The following is a 20,474-nucleotide window of genomic DNA, read 5'->3' on the forward strand; positions in this document are numbered from 1 at the left end:
CCGGCAGCCATCCGCCTCACCGGTGAGTTGGACGTGGCCGCGTTGCGGCAGGCCGTCGCGGATCTGGTGGCGCGGCACGAGATCCTGCGCACGATCTACCCGCAGACCTCCGAAGGCCCGGTACAGCGGATACTCGCTCCGCACGAGGTCCCGGTGGACCTGGACCCCGCGCAGATCGGTGACGAGCACGTCGCCGACGAGGCGCAGCGCATCGTCGCCGCGGGCTTCGACGTGACCGCCGAGGTGCCGTTCCGCGCGCGGCTGTTCCAGCTCGCGCCCGGCGAGTACGTGCTGGTCTTCGTCGCGCACCACATCAGTGCCGACGGCTGGTCGATGGGGCCGCTGACCAGGGACCTGATGCTGGCCTACGTGGCACGCAGCGGCGGCGCGGAGCCGTCCTGGGCGCCGCTGCCCCTCCAGTACGCCGATTACGCGCTGTGGCAGCGCGACGCGCTCGGCGACGACGACGATCCCGAGTCGATCGCGGGCGCCCAGCTGGCCTACTGGACCGCCGAACTCGCCGGCCTGCCCGACGAGCTGAACCTGCCCGCCGATCGCCCGCGCCCGTCCGCGCAGTCCTTCGTCGGCGGCCGAACCGATTTCGTCGTGGACGCCGACGTGCACGCCGCGCTGGCAGATCTCGCGCGGCAGCACAACGCCACGTTGTTCATGGTGGTGCACGCCGCGTTCGCGGTCTTCGTGTCGCGCCTGTCCGGCACCGACGACATCGCCGTCGGCACGCCCGTCGCGGGCCGCGGTGAAGCCCAGCTCGACGACTTGATCGGCATGTTCGTCAACACGCTGGTGCTACGCACCCGGGTCGCGCCCGGACTCCGCTTCACCGAACTCCTGGCCCGCACGCGGGAAACGGACCTACGTGCCTTCGCCAACGCCGACATCCCGTTCGAGCGGCTGGTCGAGGCGCTCGACCCCGAACGCTCGGCCGGTCGCCACCCACTGTTCCAGGTGGCGCTGTCGTTCGAGAACCTGGCCGCCACCAGCTTCGAGCTACCCGGCTTGCATTGCACGGCGCTCGACCCCGCCGTCGACACCGCGAAGTTCGATCTGTTGTTGACCATCCGCGAGCAGCGCACCGCGTCCGGCGCGGAAGCCGGTCTCGCCGCCGAATTCACCTACGCCCGCGATCTGTTCGACGAACCGACCGTGCTCGAGTTCGGCCGCAGGTTCCGCCGCCTCCTGGCCGCGGTCGTCCGGCGCCCGAGCACCGCGGTCGGTGACCTGGAGATCCTGGACGACTCCGAGCGCGCCGACCTGATCGCCCGTGCCGGCGCACCTGCCGTGGCGCCGCGCACGCTGCCGGATCTGATGGGCGCCGCCGTCGCCGCGAACCCGTCCGGCATCGCCGTGGTCGCGGACGATCGCACGTTCAGCTACGCCGAACTCGACGCGGCCTCCGCGCAATTGGCGCGGGCGCTGATCGACCGCGGCGCGGGGCCGGAGGCGCTGGTCGCCATCGCGATCCGCCGTTCGGTGGAATCCGTGCTCGCCCTGTGGGCGGTGGCGAAGACCGGGGCGGCGTTCGTCCCGATCGATCCGACCTATCCGGCCGATCGCATCGCCCACATGGTGGCCGATTCCGGCGTGGCGCTCGGCGTGACGGTGACCGCCGAGCTGGACAATCTGCCCGTTCTCTCCGATGGCTCCTGGGTCGCCCTGGATGACCGCGACTTCACTCTCGATGTCGCCGCGCGATCGGACCAGCCGGTGTGGGAGCGCGAACTACGCGGACCGCTGCGCGCGAGCAACGCCGCCTACATGATCTACACCTCCGGCTCCACCGGGCTGCCCAAGGGCGTCGTGGTGACCCATGCCGGTCTGGCGAATTTCAACGCCGAGCAGGTGGAACGCTATCGGCTCGACCGATCCGCCCGCGCCTTGGCGTTCGCGTCGCCGTCGTTCGACGCGTCGATGTTGGAACTGCTGCTCGCGCTCGGCTCGGCGGGCGCGCTGGTGGTGGCGCCGGCGCACACCTTCGGCGGCGAGGAATTGGCCGAGCTGATCCGCGCCGAGGGCGTCACGCACGCCTTCCTCACCCCCTCGGTGCTCGCCTCGCTCGACCCGGACGCGTTGTCGGGGATGCGCGCCGTCGTGGCGGGTGGTGAAGCGGTGCCCGCCGATCTGGCGGACAAGTGGACGACCGCGCCGGAGCGCGCCTTCCACAACGGCTACGGGCCCACCGAAACCACCATCATGACCAACATCAGCGACCCGCTGCGGCCCGGCGAACCGGTCACGATCGGCGGCCCGATCCGCGGCACCCGGTCGCTGGTGCTCGACGCCAGGCTGCGTCCGGTGCCCGAAGGCGCCACGGGCGAGCTGTATCTGGGCGGTGTCCAGCTGGCGCGCGGCTACCACGCCCGCTCCGCGCTCACCGCCGCCCGGTTCGTGGCCGACCCGTACGGCGCACCCGGCGAACGCCTCTACCGCACCGGCGACCTGGTGCGCTGGCGCCGGGACGGGGACGCGCCGGTGGTGGAGTACCTGGGCCGCAACGACTTCCAGGTGAAGGTGCGCGGCTTCCGCATCGAGCTCGGCGAGATCGACGCCGCACTCGCCGCCCAGCCCGAAGTCGACTTCGCCGTGACCGTCGGACGCCCGACCGGTTCCGGCGCGACCATGCTGGTCTCCTACGTGCTGCCCGCGAAAGACGCCACGGTGGACCAGGCCGCGCTGACCGAGCGGATCGGGCACACGCTGCCGGAGTACATGGTGCCCGCGGCGATCATCGTGCTCGACGCGATCCCGCTGACTCCAGTGGGCAAGCTGGATCGCAAGGCGTTGCCCGAGCCGGAGGCGCAGACCCGCGCCTATCGCCCGCCGCGCACCCCGGCCGAACTGGTGATCGCCGAGGTGATCGGCGAGGTCCTCGGACTCGACCGGGTCGGACTGGACGACGACTTCTTCGCCCTCGGCGGCGACAGCATCGTGTCGATCCAACTGGTCTCCCGCTGCCGCGCTCGCGGCGTGAATTTCGCGCCGCGCGATGTCTTCGAATGCCGGACCGTCGCCGCGCTGGCCCGCGCCGCATCGGTGGCGGGCGGGCCCGGCGACGAGGCGGGCGAACTACCGCTGACACCGGACGCGGCGCGCATGCTGGACGAGGGCATCGAAGTGCGGGCCATCACCCTCGACGTCCCCGAGACCTGCCCGGTCGAGACGGTGCAGAACGCGGTGGCCGCCGTGCTCGACCAGCACCCGATGCTGTGGGTGCAGGTGCGCTATGGCGACGACGGCGCTCCGGTGCTGCGCATCCCGCCCGCCGCCGAGCGCACCGGCGAGGCGTTCCGCAGGCTGGACCCGCAGCGTGGCGAGACTTCGCTGCCCATCGATGACGTGGTGCAGGCGGTCGCGGCCGCGCTGGATCCCGAGCAGGGCCGCAACATCTACTTCGTGCTCACCGGCGGTCCCGAGGCTCGCTCCACGCTGCTGGTCGTGGCCAGCAGCCTCGTGGTCGACGACGTCTCCTGGCGGGCCGTCGTCGACCAGCTCACCGCGCGCTGGAACCGGGCCCGTCATGCCGCGCCCGCGAGCCGCGAGTCCGGCCTCGGCCTGCTCATCCGGACCCTGTCGGCCAAGGCGCACGATCCGGCCACGGTGGCCGAAATGGACTGGTGGCGACGGGCGCTCGGTTCCGTCCCGGAGGGCGCGGTAACCGAGGGGCGAGACCTGCGCGCACGCAGCCGGGTCTCGCTCACCATCACGGCGGAGGGCGCGGCGGCCGTCGCCGCGGCCGCGGAGGCCTATCACGCCGGGGTGGACGACATCTTGCTCACCGCGCTGGCACTGGCCCTGCAGACCTCTGCGGGGGAGGCCGTCACGCGTGCGATCGGGTCGGTCGTGCGGCTGCCTTCCGACGGGCGCGAGGTCACCCAGGCCGACGCGGCGAGCACGGTGGGCGGTTTCGTCACCGAATATCCGGTGCCGTTGCGGTTGACCAGGATCGACATCGAGGACGCCCTGATCGGCGGCCCCGCGGCGGGCACGGCGATCGCGCAGATCAAGGAACTGCGGCGCTCGGTGCCCTCGCGCGGGGCAGGCTACGGGCTGCTGCGCTATCTCAACGCCGAGACCGCCGCCGAATTGCGCGGGCTCGGCCGTGGCCGGTTCGCGCTGCGCTACCGGGATCTGCGCCCGGCGCGGGTGCACACCGACATCCCGTCCGACGACCTGCTGCTCGTGCTCACCGTCGACGCCACCGACGAGGGCTTGCTCGCCCGGTTCGACTTCGCCGCCGCCGCGTTCCGCGGCGAGGACGCGAAAATCTTCGCCGAGCACTGGATTCGCGCGCTCGGCGGCCTCGCCGAGCACGGCCTGCGCCCGGACGCGGGCGGTTGGACGCCGTCGGACTTCCCGCTGGTGCGGCTCAAGCAACCCGACATCGATCGTTTCGCCCGCGCCTACCCGGACATGTCCGACGCCTGGCCGCTCACGCCGCTGCAATCGGGCATGCTGTTCCACGCCCTGCTCGCCGAGCACTCGGTGGACGTCTACACCACCCAGTTCGTACTCGATCTCGGCGGCGCGGTGGACGCGCGCCGGATGCAGGCGGCCGCGCAGGCGGTGCTGGACCGGCACGACAACCTGCGGGTCGCCTTCGCCGACGACAGCGAAGGCAAGCCCGTGCAGATCGTGCAGGAGTCGCTGGAGGTGCCGTGGCGGCTGATCGATCTGTCTCAGCTGGAACCGGGCGCGGCCGGCACCGAGCTGGAACGGATCAAGGCGGCCGACCTGGCCGACCACTTCGACATGCGGACCGCGCCGCTCCTGCGTTTCGCGCTGATCCGTTCCGCCGCCGCCCGATACCACTTGCTGGTCACCAGCCATCACATCCTGATCGACGGCTGGTCCATGCCGCTGTTGCTGAAGGACCTGCTCACGCTGTACGCGTTCGGCGGCAACTCCCGCCAGCTGCCCGCGGTGCGGTCCTACCGGGACTATCTGGCGTGGCTGGTCGCCCAGGACGCGGAGGCGGCGCGCGCCGCGTGGCGCACCGCGCTGGCCGGCATCACCGAGCCGACGCCACTGGCGCCGGTCGACCCCGGCAGGGAGATCTCCGCGGGCGTCGGCGAGGTCGGCTTCGAGCTGTCCCAGGCCGACACCACCGCGCTGACCCGGCTCGCTTCCGGTCTCGGCGTCACGGTGAACACCGTGGTGCAGGCGGCGTGGGGTCTGCTGATCGGGCGCACCGTCGATCGTGACGACGTGGTCTTCGGCGCCACCGTCTCCGGCCGCCCGCCCCGGCTCGACGGCGTCGAGGCGATGGTCGGCCTGTTCCTCAACGCGATTCCGGTCCGGGTGCGGCTGGAGGCGACGCACACGCTCGGCGGGCTGCTGCGTCAGTTGCAGGCCGAGCAGGCGGCGCTCCTCGATTACCACTACCTGGGGCTGAGCGAGATCCAGGAAGCCGTCGGCGTGGAGGGCTTGTTCGACTCGCTCGTGGTGTTCGAGTCGTTCCCGGTGGACCGGGAGGGCCTGGACGAGGCGGGCGCGATCGACGGGATGAACGTCGTCGGCGTCGGCGCGGTCAACGGCACCCACTACCCGTTCACCGTGATGGTGGTGCTGGACAGTCGGTTGCGCGTCTCGGTGAAGTACCTGCGCGACGTGACCGGCGAACCGGCGGCGCTCGCGCTCGCGCAGCGGTTGTCGGCGCTGATCGGCCGTTTCGTGACCACCCCGCAAGCGCGGGTCGGCGACATCGATGTGCTTCTGGAGGACGAGCACGCCGAGCTGGCCGCGCGCAACGCCACCGACGCGCCGGAACTGCTCGACGGCGCGACCTTGCCGTCGCTGTTCGACGCGCAGGTGGCGCGCACCCCGGACGCGCCCGCGGTGCGCTTCGGCGACATCGCGCTCAGCTATGCCGAGCTCGACTCGCGCGTCCGGTCCCTGGCCGTCGAGTTGATGCGCTGGGGCGTCGGACCCGAGACGCTGGTCGCCGTGGCCATGCGGCGCGGCATCGACTTGGTCGTCGCGATCTACGCGGTGTTGCGCGCGGGTGGCGGCTACGTCCCGGTCGATCCGGACCACCCGGCCGAGCGCAGCGAGTACGTCCTCGACAGCGCTGCTCCGATCTGCGTCCTGACCACCACCGCGGACGCGTTCGACACCGCGACCGGCGTGCCGGTGGTCGCGGTGGACACGCTGTACCTGCCGCCGTACGAGGGTCCGTGGCCGCAGGAATACGTCCACCCGGACACCGTCGCCTACGTCATCTACACCTCGGGCTCGACCGGCCGCCCCAAAGGCGTGATGATCACCCACCGGCAGATGGTCAACCAATTCCGCTGGGCGCAGTCGGCCTACCCGCACGACGGCGGCGACGTGGTGCTGCACAAGACGCCGATCACCTTCGACATCTCCGCCTGGGAGTTGTTCTGGCCGTTGCAGACCGGGGCGTCGATCGTGGTCGCCGCGCCCGACGGCCATCGGGACCCGACCTACCTGGCCCGCCTCATCGCCGAGAACGCCGTCACCACGGTGCACTTCGTGCCGTCGATGCTGGACGCGTTCCTGGACCCGGCGGCCGACCCGGGGGCGCAGTACCCGTCGCTGCGGCGGGTGTTCGCCGCGGGCGAGGCGTTGCCGGGGGAGACGGCGGCGCGTTTCGCCGCGATGGCGCCCGCCGCCGCGCTGGTCAACTGGTACGGCCCCGCCGAAGCCACCGTGGTCACCGACCACCCGGTCCGGGACACCGCCGCGGTGACGGTCCCGATCGGCCTTCCGGTGGCCAACACCCGCGTGCACGTGCTCGACCGGCAGCTGCGGCCGGTGCCGCCGGGCGCGGCGGGCGAGTTGTACGTCGCGGGTGCGCAATTGGCGCGCGGCTACCTCGGCGCGCCGGCTCTCACCGCCGAGCGATTCGTCGCGCACGCCGGCGGAACCCGCCTGTATCGCACCGGCGACATCGTGCGCTGGCATGACGGATCGCTGGAGTACCTCGGCCGCGGCGACTTCCAGGTCAAGCTGCGCGGCCAGCGCGTGGAATTAGGGGAGATCGAGGCCGTGCTGACCGGTCACCCCCAGGTGCGGCATGCCGCGGTCTCGATGGTGCGTGGCGTGACGGGCGACCGGCTGGTCGCCTACGTGGTCGCCGCGCCCGCGGAGAGCATCGATGAGGACGCGCTGCTGCGGCACGCCCGCGCCGCGCTGCCGTCGTACATGGTGCCCTCGGCGGTCGTCGAGCTGGCCGAGCTGCCACTCAACGCCAGCGGCAAACTCGACCGCAAGGCGCTGCCCGCGCCGCGGTTGGTGACGCGCCCGTACCGCGCGCCCGGCACGCCGCTGGAGCGGACCGTGCTCGAGGTGTTCGACACGGTGCTCGAGCCCGGCGCCGGACAGCGGGTCGGCATGGACGACGACTTCTTCGACCTGGGCGGCACCTCGCTGGTCGCCACGCGCGCGGTCAGCAGGCTGCGCGCGCTCACCGGCGCCGAGGTGCGGGTGCAGTGGTTCTTCACCGATCCCACCCCGGCGGCGCTGGCGGCCCGCATCCTGGCCGCGCTGGCCGACGACCACGACTACGACCAGGACTCGAACGCGGCGCTGGGCGTGCTGCTGCCGATCCGGACGATGGTGCCGCACGACGTGGCCGCCGCCCAGCCGCTGTTCTGCCTGCATCCGATGTACGGGTTGTCCTGGTGCTACGCGGGTCTGGCCCGTTACGTGGCCGCGAGCACGCCGATCTTCGGCCTGCAGTCGCCCGCGCTGACCGAGGAGGGCTACCTGCCTGCGTCGCTGGCGGAGATGGCGGGCCGCTACGTGGCCGAGATCCGCGCGGTGCAGCCGCATGGGCCCTATCGGCTGCTCGGCTGGTCGCTCGGCGGTGTGCTGGCGCATGCGGTGGCCACCCGGTTGCAAGCGGCGGGGGAGGAGATCGGGCTGCTCACGATGCTCGACAGCCACCCGGACATCGACGTCACCGACTTCCGGGCGGCGATCCGCGAGGCGCTGGCCGAACTCGGCATCGGCGCGGACGCCCTGCTGCCCGGCGACGGCGACGTGCGCGATCTGAGCGAGGAGGCGCTGGCCGCGCTGCATGCCACCATCCCGCCGGACATGGCGGTGCTCACCCCCGAGCGGGTGCGCCGGATCTACCGCAGCGCCGTGCGCTCGGCCGAGCTGATCGCCGAGCACCGGCCCGACGTCTTCCGCGGCCGTTTGGACTACTTCAGCGCGGCCGGTCACGACACCGCGGCGGACGGCTGGCAACCTTACGTCGACGGCCGGGTGGACGATCATCCCGTCGGCGTCTCGCACGACCAGATGACATCACCGGAAGCGCTGGCGCAGATCGGCCCCAGATTGTCCGAGTTGCTGGATCCCCCGGGATGGGAAGCGACACGGAACATGGGGCGGTCATGATCGGACCGACACCGTTCCGGCATGATGGGCAACGGTGCGGTAACGAAGTCCCCTGTCGTGACGACTACATAGGCCGTATGGTCGGGCGTGATGCTGGGCATCCACCCCGGCGCGTGGGGCATGCAGAGCGAATCTCGAGACGAAGCGAAGGTGCGAAATTGATACGTCGACAGAGCCGGCGCGGTGGCCTGCGGGCCGCGGCCGCGATCGCGGCAACCGCGGTGCTCGCGGGAATGATGACCGGTCTCGGCGCGTCCAGCGCGACAGCTGATCCGATCATCGATTCCAAGAGTCTGCTGGCCGACCCGGTCGCCCCGGACGGTTCGCGTATCACCAAGGCCGAGTACAAGGACGCGCGCAGCATCCGCCTGTACGTCTACTCGGCGGCGATGGACGAGAAGATCATCATCGACGTCCAGCGTCCGGCCGACGCCTCGGTGCCGCGCCCGACGCTGTACCTGCTCAACGGTGCGGGCGGCGGCGAGGACGAGGCGTCGTGGCAGGCGAAGACCGACGCGCTGCAGTTCCTGTCGGACAAGAACGTCAACGTGATCCAGCCGATCGGCGGCAAGTGGAGCTACTACACCGACTGGATCAAGGACGACCCGGTACTCGGCCGCAACAAGTGGAAGACCTTCTTCACCGAGGAGTTGCCCCCGCTGGTCGACGGCGCGCTGGGCACCAACGGCGTGAACGCGATCGCGGGCCTGTCCACCTCGGGCACCACGGTGCTGGCGCTGCCGATCGCCAAGCCGGGCCTGTACAAGGCGGCCGCGGCCTACAGCGGTTGCGCGCAGACCAGTGACCCGGTCGGCTCCGAGTTCGTCAAGCTGACCGTCGAGACCTGGGGCGGCGGCAATACCGACAACATGTGGGGCCCTGAAGGCGGCCCGGAGTGGGTGGCCAACGACCCGTACGTGAACGCCGAAGGGCTGCGCGGGCTCGACCTCTACATCTCCACCGGCAACGGCCTGCCCGGCCAGTACGACACGCTCAACGGCCAGTACGCCCTCCCCGGCGCCTACGGTCTGGCCAACCAGATCATCATCGGCGGCGTGATCGAGGCGGGCACCAACTACTGCACGCACAACCTGCAGAACCGGCTGAACGAGCTGGGCATCCCGGCCACCTACAACTTCCGCAATTCGGGTACGCACTCGTGGGGTTACTGGCGCGACGAGTTCCAGATGTCGTGGCCCGTGCTGGCCAAGGGCCTCGGTATCTGAGCGCCACCGCATAGCGCCGGACGCCCCGGCCGAGCTCCTCGACCGCCTGGTCGCACCCTGATGCGACCGGGCGGTCTGCTTTTTTGAGTCGGCCGTCAACAAAAAGTTCGGGAACCCGTAAAATTCTGTTCGTGGGTATCACGCTGGCCGAGTCGACCAAGTCCGTCACCGGGCGAGCGCGTGCCGCGACGGTGCTGCTCGGCCCGGCATTCGTCGCGGCCATCGCGTACGTCGATCCCGGCAACGTCGCGTCCAACATCAGTGCGGGCGCGCAATTCGGCTACCTCCTCGTCTGGGTCATCGTCCTGGCCAACGTGATGGCGGGGCTGGTGCAGTTCCTCTCGGCCAAACTCGGGCTGGTGACCGGGTGGTCGCTGCCGGAGGCGGTGCGAGCGAAGGCGAGCGGCCCGGTCCGGCTGGCGTACTGGGGCCAGGCCGAGACGGTGGCGATGGCCACCGACCTGGCCGAGGTGGTGGGCGGCGCGATCGCACTCCACCTGCTGTTCGGGCTACCCCTGCTGCTCGGCGGCTTGATCACCGGCGCGGTGTCGATGGGTCTGCTGCTCGTGCAGGACCGCCGCGGTCAGCAACCGTTCGAGCGGGTGATCACCGGGATGCTCGCGATCATCGCGATCGGATTCCTGGCGAGCGTGGTGATCGCGCCGCCGTCGCCCGGGGACACGGTGGGCGGTCTGGTGCCGCGCTTCCAAGGCACCGAGAGCGTCCTGCTGGCCGCGGCGATGATCGGCGCGACGGTCATGCCGCACGCTGTCTATCTGCATTCCGGCCTAGCCCGCGACCGGCACGGGCATCCGGCGGCAGGGCCGCTGCGCACCAGGCTCCTGCGGATCACCAAGGTCGACGTCGGCCTGGCCATGGTCCTGGCCGGCACGGTGAACCTGGCCATGCTGCTGATGGCGGCCGACACGCTGCGCGGCCGGAATGTGGAGACCATCGAAGACGCGCACGCCGCGGTCGGCGACGTCCTCGGCCCCGCCGCCGCGCTGCTGCTCGCGATCGGGCTGCTCGCCTCCGGCCTGGCCTCGACGTCGGTCGGCGCCTACGCGGGCGCGATGATCATGCAGGGCTTGTTGCACAAGCGGGTTCCGTTGATCACGCGCAGGCTGATCACGTTGATCCCGGCCATCGCAGTCCTGGCGCTCGGCATCGACCCGACGCGCGCGCTGATCATCTCCCAGGTGGTGCTGTCGTTCGGCATCCCCTTCGCGCTGATTCCCTTGGTGCGCTTCACGAGTGACCGCGCGCTGATGGGCGCGGACGTCAACCACCGCGTGACCACCGCGCTGGCCTGGACGGTGGCCGCGATCATCTCCGTGCTCAACGTGGCGCTGATCTATCTCACCGTCACCGGCCGATAGCCGCGACGCGCGCCGGTCAGACCCAGTTCTCGATCCAGTACTTCCAGATCCGCGGTGCGTAGGCGTCCAACGGCGGAACCCTGATGTCGGTGCCCGCCAGCGCCGCGCTGGTGTGCCTGCAGTCGAACCAGCAGGCGAATTCGCTGTGCTCCAGCACGTCCAGCGGTACGCCGACCCGGGGCAGCAGCCAGTTCACGCCGGGGACGCGCAACATCATGTCCAGGGTGCGCTTGGGCATCACCTCCACCAGGTGCGGCGCGCCCGCCTCGTCGGCGAACAGGTTCAGTGCGTCGACCGCGCTCTGCCTGCGCGGATCCACCAGGTGATAGGTCGTCTTGTCCGAACCGGGGCGGTGGGCGATGTGGTCGAGGGCGCGGGCGACGAAGTCCACCGGCACCATGTTGGTCTCGCCCAGTCTGGGCACCAGCACCGGCAGCAGCCTGGGCAGCTGCGCGCCCATGCGCAGCAGGCGGAAGAAGTAGTACGGACCGTCGATCCGATCGATCTCGCCGGTGCGGGAATGCCCGATCACGATCGACGGCCGGTAGATCCGCCAGCGCACCGACGACTCCCGCACGATCCGCTCGGCGTCGAACCTCGCCTGCTGCGCCGGCGTGGTGAGTGTTTGGCCGTGATCGAACATGTCCTCGGTGAACAGGCCGGTGCTGGTCCCGGCCACCTCGACGGTCGAGAGGTGGTGCAGCAGATCGACCCCGAGCTCCTCGGCGACGTCGACCAGATGCCTGGTGCCGCCGCCGCGCTCGGTCAGGTCGTAGCCCGCGGCGAGATGGAAGACGTGCTCGATGGCGCCGCGATGCCGGGCCAGCCAGGTCGGGTCGATGCCCAGCCCCGGGGCGCCCAGATCGCCGCGCACCGGACGGACGCGGTCGCCGCCCGCCCATTCCTGCGCGCAGCAGGCGAACCGGTCGGCCGAGGCGTCGCCCGGCCGGACCAGCACATGGATGTCACCCTCGCGTTTCAGCAGCTCGGGGACGAGGAACCGACCGATGAACCCAGTTGCCCCGGTAACCAGGTAAGTCATAGCCGATGAACATAGTCGCCCGTCGGTTGCTGGGTACCGGCGGGCCGATCAGTCGGCGAAGACGGGCTTGCGCTTGGTGAGCATCGCGGTGGCGCCCTCGACGAAATCGGGGGAACGCAGCAGCTCGGTCTGCCCGGCCTTCTCGGCGGCCAGGGCCGCGTCGAGCGAGGTCAGCGTGGCCTGGTTCAGCGCCTGCTTGGTGAGTTCCAGCGCCCGGCGCGGACCGGTGGCGATCTTCTGGACGCCTGCCTCGACCGCGGCATCGAGCTCGCCGTCGGGCACGACCGCGGTGAACAGCCCGGCGGCCGCGGCCTCCCGGGCGGGCAGTCGCTCGCCGAGCAGTGCCATCCGCGCCGCCAGCGGGCGGCCCGCCGCGGCGGCGACCAGTGCGGCCGCCCCGCCGTCGGGCATCAGGCCGATGTTGATGAAGGCCAGCAGCAGGTAGGAGTCCTCGCTCGCGTAGACCAGGTCGGCGGCCAGCGCGATGCCGACGCCGACGCCCGCCGCGGCGCCCCGAATACGCACGATCACCGGGACCGGCGCGTCGACGATGGCGCGCACCAGCCGGTTCGCCGCGTCCATGACCATGTCCGAGGTGATGCCCCGCTGCGCCTCGCCCGCGCTCGCGGAAAGATCGGCGCCGGTGCAGAAATCGCCGCCCTCGCCGGTGAGTACGATCGCCCGCGCCGCGCGATCCTCGGCCGCCGCGCGGAAGGCGTCCCCGAGCGCGACCATGGTGTCGTAGTCGATGGCGTTCTTACGCTTGGGGTTGGTGATCGTGATCCGGAGCACCTTGCCGTCCTGGACCGCGGTGAACTTCGCGGCGGCGGGTGCGGCCGGGGCCGCGGAATCGTTGTTGCTCATGTTTGCTCCTAAGCTGCAATTCGGCGGACGCCAGGCCGTGAATAGTGGTTAACTTTGCGAATTGTGGTTAACTTAGGTTCCAATGTCGGGCGCTGTCAACCAGCGTCGCCGGAGAACGGAGAGGTGCATGGTCGCGGATCGCAGCGAGGTCGACCTCGCTCCCGCGCGGCCCGAACCGGGTAGAAGGGCGGGGGCCGAGGGCGCGCCGTCGGTGCGCCGCCGTCCGAAGGACCGCAAGGTCCAGATCATCCGGGCGGCCGCGCGCGCGTTCAGCGAACGCGGGTACTACCCGGTCGGCGTGGACGAGATCGCCGCCGAGGTCGGCATCTCCGGTCCGGCCCTCTACCGGCATTTCACGAACAAGTACGCGCTGCTGGTGGCGGCCGCCGAAGAAGGCGCGCAGCACCTGCTGACCGTCGCCGAGGCCGCCGACGACGCCCGGTTGGACCCGGCGCGGCGCGCGGACGCGCTGATCCGCGCGATCAGCGAGCACACCGTCGAGATCCGCCGCGAGGCCGGGCTCTACCGCTGGGAGCGGCGCTATCTCGAGCGCGACGACCGGGTCCGCATCAAGAAGATCTACGACGACCTGAACAACACCCTCGCGGCGCCGATCGCGCTGCTGCGCCCCGAGACGCCGCCCGCGGACGTGGCGATGCTCGCCGCGGGCGTGCTGAGCGCGATCGCCAGCATCGCCGCGCACCGCACCGCGCTGTCCAGCGCTCGGCTGCTCCCGCTGCTGCATCGGATGTCCTGGGCCATCCTGCGAACCGACCTGCCGCCCGCGCCGGAGGAACCGGATCCCGGCGCGCCCGTGCGCGGCATCCCGGTGACCTCCAAGCGGGAACAACTGCTCACCGAGGCCATCCGGATCTTCGGCAGGCAGGGCTATCACGAGGCGAGCATCGAGGAGATCGGCGCCGCCGTCGGCATCAACGCCTCCAGTGTGTACCGGTACTTCCCGAGCAAGGCCGACCTGCTCGCCGCGGCGTTCCACCGCACCGGCGACCGGCTGGCCATCGCGATCACCGAGGCGCTGGCCGAGGCGACGAGCCGCGCCGACGCCGCGCGGCGGGTGGCCGACCGCTACGCCAAACTGAGTTTCGCCATGCCGGAGATCATGGCGGTGTACTACGCCGAGTTCGGCAACCTGCCGCAGGCCGAGCAACACAAGCTGCGCGCCATCCAGCGGCAGAACGTGCTGGAGTGGGCCAACCTGCTGGACGGGGATCCGGTGGAGGCGCGCTTCCGGGTGCACGCCGCCATCAGTCAGGTGATCGATGTGGGCAGGCTGATCCGATTCGATTCCCGGCCCGCGCAAGTCGCGCGAGTCACCGCGCTGATGGACGCGGTGCTGCTCGACTAGCCGCCTCAGGGCCGGCGGCCGTGCCGGATCCGGAAGATCGTCTTGGCCACGCGCAGGTGACGTGGGTGCCGATCGAACGTGGAGAGGTTCACCGGCGCCTGGTACCGCTTGCGGGTGATGGCCAGGGTCCGGCTGAACTCCCGCAGGCCCTGGTCGCCGTGGCTGTGGCCTTGGCCGTATTCGCCCACTCCGCCGAAGGGCAGTGCCGGAATGCCCGCGTAGGCGGTCGAGGAGTTGATGGTCACCACCCCGACGCGCAGTTGCTCGGCGAACGCCTCGATCTCGTGCACATCCCTGGTGAACACCGACACGGCGACATCGGTGCCCACCGCGTTGATCCGCTCCGCGGCCTCGTCCATACTCGCCACCTTGTTCACGATGAGCACCGGACCGATGCCCTCACCCGTGATCGCGATGCTCTCCTCCGGCACTTCGGCCAGCACGATCGGCTCGATGTAGGGGTCGCGGATCGAGTCCAGCCCGCCGACCACCGCGCGGCCGCCGCGGGCCACCGCGTCGCGCACCTGCCTGCGCACCACGTCGACCTGTGACTCCATGATCATCGGGCCGTAGGACGCCTTGCGGTCCGCGCCCGGTCGCAGCTTGCGGGCCTGGTCCACGACGAGGTCCAGGAAGCGGTCGTAGACCGATTGGGCGACGTAGGCCCGCTGGATGCCGGTGGCATTCTGTCCTGCATTCGCCATCGCACCGAACACGGCGGCCTCGGCGGCGTCGTCCAGCTTCGCGTCGACGTGCACGACCATGCTGCCCTTGCCGTTGCGCTCCACGACGACCGGCGTCATGCTCTGCGCGCACACCGAGATCACCTCGCGCGCGCCCGCCTCCGAACCGGCGTACGCGATCTTGTCGATCTTCGCCCGGCACAGCGCGGTGCCGGTGGCCTTGTCCCCCGTGACGACTTGCAGCACCGGCTGGTTCGGCGCGAGCCGGGACCAGCTGTCGGCCAGCCACACGCCCACGCCGGTGGTCAGCTCGTGCGGCTTGAACACCACGGCGTTGCCCGCCGCCATCGCGTAGGCGATCGAGCCCATCGGAGTGAACACCGGGTTGTTCCATGGGCCGAGCACTCCGACGACGCCGAGCGGCAGGTAACCGACCGAGGCTCGCTGATTGCGGGTGAGCCAACTGGAACCGATGCGCCGCCGGTCCAGCGTGCGGCTCGCGTTGCGCGCGGCCCAGTCCAAATTCTCCACCGCGAGCATCACCTCGATGGCGGCGTCCGCTTCCGGCTTCCCGGTCTCCTCACACAGCAGGGCGACCAATTCCCCCGAGCGGCGGGCGATCTCGCGCTTCCAGTCCAGCAGCCACCGCTTCCGGCTGGCGAATCCCAGTTCCGCCCACCATTTTTCGGCGGAGCGGGCCGCACGCACCGCGCGGTTCAGCTCGCCGGAACTCATCACGGCGTAGTTGCCCACGACCTCACCGGTGCGCGGATCGTAGGACGTCAGCACGTTCGTTCGGCCCGTTCCTCCCGGACGCGCCGCCAACCGTGGCTGCGCGGACTCGGCCATGATCACCTCTCGCAGTGTCGAAACCAACGTGCGGACCGTTCAGCGGGCCCACAGCCGTGGACGAGTGAGTGTTTTCCCCCGCAAAGCAGACTATGGTCTGGCGCAGCGGGCCGACAAGGTTCAGCCGCCGACGCACGGCCGCACCGGATCGCGCTCACCAGCGTCGATCCCTTGCGCGGTGGACGGGTGGCGAGAAATGTGAGTAAGGACACACCGGGCGCGCGCCGGTGCGGGTACCGCGCGCGACGCGAAGCCCGCGCGATCGGGCCGGTAACATCACGCCGAGCGCGACGGATCACCAATCCGGGCGTGCGATTGCGCTCGGGCGACCTGGTCGCCGCACCGGTCGATAGTGGAGAGTTGATGCCGAGTTCCAACCAAGCAGATTCGCATGCCAGTGAGCCTGCGGTCCGGGTAGCGGACGTTCGCAAGTCGTTCGGTGATGTGCATGCACTGCAGGGCGTCAGCTTCGTCGCCGAACGCGCTTCCGTCCTCGGCATCCTCGGTCCCAACGGCGCGGGTAAGACGACCATGGTGAAGGTGCTCTCCACCTTGCTGCGGCCCGACTCCGGCACCGCCGTGGTCGCCGGACACGACGTGCTGAAGGACCCGGCGGGTGTGCGCCGCTCGATCATGATGACCGGTCAGTACGCGGCGTTGGACGAGAACCTCTCCGGCCGGGAGAACCTCGAACTGTTCGGCAGACTGATGGGTCTGGGCAAGTCCGCGGCCCGCAAGCGCGCCGACACCTTGCTGGAGGAATTCGATCTGGTGAGCGCGGGCCGGCGGGCCGTGCGCCACTACTCGGGCGGCATGCGCCGCCGCGTGGACATCGCCTGCGGGCTGGTGGTGCGGCCCGAGGTGGTGTTCCTCGACGAGCCGACCACCGGTCTCGACCCGCGCAGCAGGCAGGGCGTCTGGGACCTGGTGACCGCGCTGAAGACCCAAGGCATCACGGTGCTGCTGACCACGCAGTACCTGGAGGAAGCCGACGTGCTCAGCGACAACATCATCGTGATCGACAAGGGCACGGTGATCGCCGAGGGCACCGCCGACGAACTCAAGGAGAAGACCGGCGGCAGCTACTGCGAAGTCGTCCCGCTGGATCAGAAGAAGCTGCGCACCGCCGCGTACGCGCTGGGCGACCTGGTGCCGCCCGCGGTGCTGGCCGACATCGACGGCGGCGACCGACTGTCCATCCCCGCGCCGGAGGGCGCGGCGACGCTGACCGAGGCGCTGCGCAGGCTCGACAGCGCCGGTGTCGAGCTGGCCGATATCGCGCTGCGTCGCCCCTCGCTCGACGACGTGTTCCTCTCCATCACCGGCCACTCGGGCGGGCGCGCGTGACCGCTGCGACAGCTCCGGAGCGGACTCCGGCCGAGGCGACGTTGTTCGCCGAACTTCCCGCGCCGCGGCTGTCGTCGTTCGCGCAGTGGCGCGCGCTGACCGGCCGCATCGTGCGAACCATGGCGACCAAGGGCGAGCTGATCGTCGCCGCGGTCACGCCGCTGATCTTCACCCTCGGCTTCTACCTGCCGCTGCGCTATGTGATGAAGATCCAGGGCGTCGACTACGCCCAGTACGTCATGCCGATCATCGTGCTGCAGACGATGGCCTTCACCATGATGTCCAACGCGCAGCTGGCCGCGTTCGAGGCGATGACCGGCCTGAGTACCCGCCTGCAGACCATGCCCATCGGCATGCTGGTGCCGTTCACCTCGCGCATCTGCGCCGGGCTGGTCCGCTCGGTCACCTCGCTCACCGCGGCAGTGCTGTTCGGCTACCTGATCGGCTTCCGCTTCGTCGCCGGCGTCGGCCAGGCCGTGCTGTTCTGCGCGTTCTCCCTCGCGGTCGGCACGGTGCTCGCGATCGGCGCCGACGGGCTCGGCAGCCTGACCAAGAGCCCGGAGTCGCTGAGCCAGGCGCTGACCCTGCCGACGTTGATCTTCGGCATGCTCTCCTGCGGATTCGTGCCGGAACGCAACTTCCCGGAGTGGATTCGCCCGTTCGTGCGCAATCAGCCGATCTCGCAGTTCTCCTTCGCCTTGCGCGACATGGCGGCCGACGGAGTGACCTGGCACGTGCTGTGGGTTCCGCTGGTGTGGTTGATCGGGCTGGCGGCGGCGTTTCTCCCGTTGGCGATCTGGGCGAGTGTGAGGCGGTCATGAGTTCGGTGGAATCGACCGTGGAACGCGTCGACCAGGGGGACGAGCAGGCCGAGGTCCGCGCGACCGAGCCCCTGCCCGTCGTCCGGACGCGGCCGGAGGGCTCGCTGGTCACCTGGGCGGTGCAGAGCCTGATCCAGTGCAAGCGGCTGCTGCTGATCTGGGCGCGCGATCCGGCGACGACCATCCAGACGCTGGTCTATCCGGCGCTGACCCTGCTGATGTTCTACATCGTGCTGAACAAGCCCGTGTCCGGGGCCACCGGCATGCCCGCGGTGTACGGCACGGTCCCGTTGCTGACGTTGTTCGCGGCGATGTCGGGCGCGGTCGTCAGTGCCCTCGGCTTCAAGACCGAGAAGATGACCGGGTTGCTCGGCCGGTTCTGGACGATGCCGGTGCACCGCGCGGCCGGATTCACCGGTCGGCTGCTGGCCGAGGCGATCCGCGTGCTGGTGACGACGGTGTTCGTCGTTGCGGTGGGTCTGCTGCTGGGATTCCGGTTCGGTCAGGGGCCCCTCGCGGCGGTGGCGCTGATCGGCATCCCGGTGCTGTTCGGCGTCGCGTTCGCCGTTCTGGTCACCGCCCTGGCCACCGTGTCCGAGGGCGTGATGCTGGTGAACATCATCGGCATGGTCAGCACGCTGCTGATGTTCTTCAACTCCGGTTTCGTCCCCGTCTTCGCCTACCCGGTGTGGTTGCAGGACGTGGTGGCGCATCAGCCGATGAGCTGCGCGATCGATGCGATGCGCGGGTTGTCCTACGGCGGCGCGGTCGCCGACCCGCTGCTCGAGACGCTCGCCTGGACGCTCGGCATCATCGTCGTCTTCGCCTACCCCGCGGTGCGGGGATACCGGCGGGCCGCGGAGACGGGGCCCTAGCCACCCGCGTCGTGGGCGTTCGCCGGGTTACCGGACCCGGCGTTCGGCCTCTTCGCGCGGTTCGGCGAAGTCGTAGTCCAGCCAGCGGTTCCGATTGGTCCACCCCACCAGGTCGTAACGCCAGTGGAACGGCCAGGTGTGCGCCACCGTGTCGAACAGCACCGCGCCCAGAGCGGTGTAGTCGTCGTGCGCGGACAGCAGGGCGCGCCGACCGCGCGGGGACGCGCTGAAGAACGCGTCGAACATGGCGATGGACTGCTCGGTGGTGAGTCTGCCGAGGCCGTAGAGCCCCCGCATCCGCATCCAATACACCAGTCGCGCCCGCGGCGGCCACAGTTCGGCGATCGGGTCGTGGCCCTGCCGCAGCGCGGTGATCGCGGTGTCCACCAGCGCCAACGAGCCGGCGACGCTGTACCCCGTACACGGATGCATCATGCCGCCGCGCGAACCGAACGGGATCGCGCGCGCCCCGCCTCTGCGCGGCGGCGGCTGGTCGAGCGGATAGTGCGCCGCCTCGCTCGGTTCGGCGCCGGTGAGGCGGATGCCGTGCGCGGCGAGGCGCGCGAGCGTGCGTCTGCGCAGTTCGTGCTGGGGCATGCCGCCCCGGAGTCCGAGGCTGGTTTCCTCGAAGATCACCGTGCCGTCGCCGAGCGGCACCGCGTAGAGGAACGACGGCGGCTCGTCCGGGCCCGCGCCGTTCTCCGGTCGCCAGTCCAGCAGCAGGCCGGAGCCTTCGGGGACCATCGGCGCGGCCGTCTCGGCGTCGACGAAGATGCCGTGCGCGCTGGCCGCCCTGCGGCGTCCGAGCGGTGGCAGGCCCCGGGTGTCGAACACCGCGGCCGCCCGGTGCACCGTGCCGTCGGCGAGTTCGACCTCGTGCGCGTCCACCCGGGTGGCGCGGCCCGCGACCACGGTGGCGTCGTCGAGCGGCAGCGCCGCGCGCAGACCGGGCTTGGACAGCACGCAGTAGGGCCGATCGATGCGATGTTCGGTCTTCGTCCAGACCGTGGGCGCCGGAATGGTGGTCGCGATGGCCGTGGACGGCAGCCAGTGCGGCAACTCGTCCACCCAGCAGGAGAAGGTGGGCGGCCACAGCCGCTCGGGACGCGGATCTATCGCGGTCACCGACAGTCCGGCGCGCATGGCGCGGTGCGCGAGCGCCCGCCCGGTGGGACCGAGCCCGACCACGCACACATCGACTTCCCGGTCCGCGCTGACACCCATAGGGGCATTCAATCCGGTCGGCCGACGCGGGCGCAACTATTCGAATCGAGCGAGCCCCTGAAATCAGGGTCTCGCTTTTTTTGAATCGCACCCGGCGAATCGGCGGAAATACCGATATCGTGCGTGCCCCCAGAATCAGTGGCCCAGCAACTTCAGTCGTGAATCGGCTCGAGACGCACCATAGCCTGGGCTCGGATCGCGAGGCGATCCGGGATTCGGGATAAGGGGAGTCATGAGAGGAAGCCACCTCCGCCGACTGGTGTTGTCGGCGGTCGTCGCCGGTGCCGTCGCATCGGCCATGGTTTCGGTGCAGGCGGAAGCGGCGCCTGCGGAGTCTTCGATCGTCTCCGTGCAGGAGCACGATGCGCGGAGCCTGACTTTGACGGTCCATTCCGCCGCCATGGATCTCGATA

Annotated in this window: 11 protein-coding genes and 1 pseudogene; 8 read left to right on the forward strand and 4 right to left on the reverse strand. The window is 70.4% G+C overall.

Annotation, left to right across the window (positions count from 1 at the left end):
- The 3 genes from GVY64_RS34680 to GVY64_RS34690 form a co-directional block, all read left to right on the forward strand.
- Positions 1-8,385, forward strand: an 8,385-nt coding sequence (locus tag GVY64_RS34680) for a non-ribosomal peptide synthetase (RefSeq protein WP_159850582.1), incomplete at its 5' end; no start/stop codon positions are given.
- A 236-nt stretch (positions 8,386-8,621) separates the two neighbouring features.
- A complete protein-coding gene (locus GVY64_RS34685; protein WP_159850598.1) occupies positions 8,622-9,611 on the forward strand; it encodes an alpha/beta hydrolase in 990 nt (329 codons plus the stop codon).
- 137 nt (positions 9,612-9,748) lie between these two features.
- Entirely contained in the window at positions 9,749-10,990 is a 1,242-nt protein-coding gene (locus tag GVY64_RS34690; RefSeq protein ID WP_236567491.1) for an Nramp family divalent metal transporter, read from the forward strand.
- 16 nt (positions 10,991-11,006) lie between these two features.
- Here the strand turns inward: GVY64_RS34690 and GVY64_RS34695 are convergent, their stop codons facing one another.
- Both GVY64_RS34695 and GVY64_RS34700 read right to left on the reverse strand, forming a co-directional pair.
- Positions 11,007-12,032 (reverse strand): SDR family oxidoreductase, encoded by a 1,026-nt coding sequence (locus GVY64_RS34695; RefSeq protein WP_159850584.1) that lies wholly within the window; start codon positions 12,030-12,032, stop codon positions 11,007-11,009.
- 48 nt (positions 12,033-12,080) lie between these two features.
- On the reverse strand, positions 12,081-12,896 hold the full coding sequence (locus tag GVY64_RS34700; RefSeq protein ID WP_159850586.1) for an enoyl-CoA hydratase: 816 nt from the start codon (positions 12,894-12,896) through the stop codon (positions 12,081-12,083).
- Between the two features lie 127 nt (positions 12,897-13,023).
- Between GVY64_RS34700 and GVY64_RS34705 the strand changes: the two genes are divergently transcribed.
- On the forward strand, positions 13,024-14,262 hold the full coding sequence (locus GVY64_RS34705) for a TetR/AcrR family transcriptional regulator (protein ID WP_159850588.1): 1,239 nt from the start codon (positions 13,024-13,026) through the stop codon (positions 14,260-14,262).
- 5 nt (positions 14,263-14,267) lie between these two features.
- Here the strand turns inward: GVY64_RS34705 and GVY64_RS34710 are convergent, their stop codons facing one another.
- Positions 14,268-15,794: an aldehyde dehydrogenase family protein gene (locus GVY64_RS34710; protein ID WP_159850602.1), complete on the reverse strand. Its 1,527-nt coding sequence runs from the start codon at positions 15,792-15,794 to the stop codon at positions 14,268-14,270.
- 363 nt (positions 15,795-16,157) lie between these two features.
- Here GVY64_RS34710 and GVY64_RS34715 point away from each other — a divergent pair, with 363 nt between their 5' ends.
- The 3 genes from GVY64_RS34715 to GVY64_RS34725 are packed head-to-tail and all read left to right on the forward strand — an operon-like array spanning position 16,158 to position 18,837.
- On the forward strand, positions 16,158-17,141 hold the full coding sequence (locus tag GVY64_RS34715; RefSeq protein ID WP_159850590.1) for an ATP-binding cassette domain-containing protein: 984 nt from the start codon (positions 16,158-16,160) through the stop codon (positions 17,139-17,141).
- A complete protein-coding gene (locus tag GVY64_RS34720) occupies positions 17,138-17,962 on the forward strand; it encodes an ABC transporter permease (protein WP_159850592.1) in 825 nt (274 codons plus the stop codon). Before GVY64_RS34715 ends, GVY64_RS34720 begins: the two co-directional genes overlap by 4 nt.
- On the forward strand, positions 17,959-18,837 hold the full coding sequence (locus GVY64_RS34725; protein ID WP_159850594.1) for an ABC transporter permease: 879 nt from the start codon (positions 17,959-17,961) through the stop codon (positions 18,835-18,837). The genes GVY64_RS34720 and GVY64_RS34725 overlap by 4 nt, the downstream gene beginning before the upstream one ends.
- A gap of 27 nt (positions 18,838-18,864) precedes the next feature.
- Here GVY64_RS34725 and GVY64_RS34730 read toward each other — a convergent pair whose 3' ends face one another.
- The gene (locus GVY64_RS34730; protein ID WP_159850596.1) at positions 18,865-20,061 is read right to left on the reverse strand and encodes a lycopene cyclase family protein; all 1,197 of its coding nucleotides are present in this window, start codon (positions 20,059-20,061) and stop codon (positions 18,865-18,867) included.
- A 232-nt stretch (positions 20,062-20,293) separates the two neighbouring features.
- Between GVY64_RS34730 and GVY64_RS38345 the strand changes: the two are divergent.
- A pseudogene (locus GVY64_RS38345) lies at positions 20,294-20,474 on the forward strand (esterase family protein); the annotation flags it as partial.

The sequence above is a fragment of the Nocardia sp. CY41 genome (assembly GCF_009829325.1).
In the GTDB taxonomy this organism is placed as follows: Bacteria; Actinomycetota; Actinomycetes; order Mycobacteriales; family Mycobacteriaceae; genus Nocardia.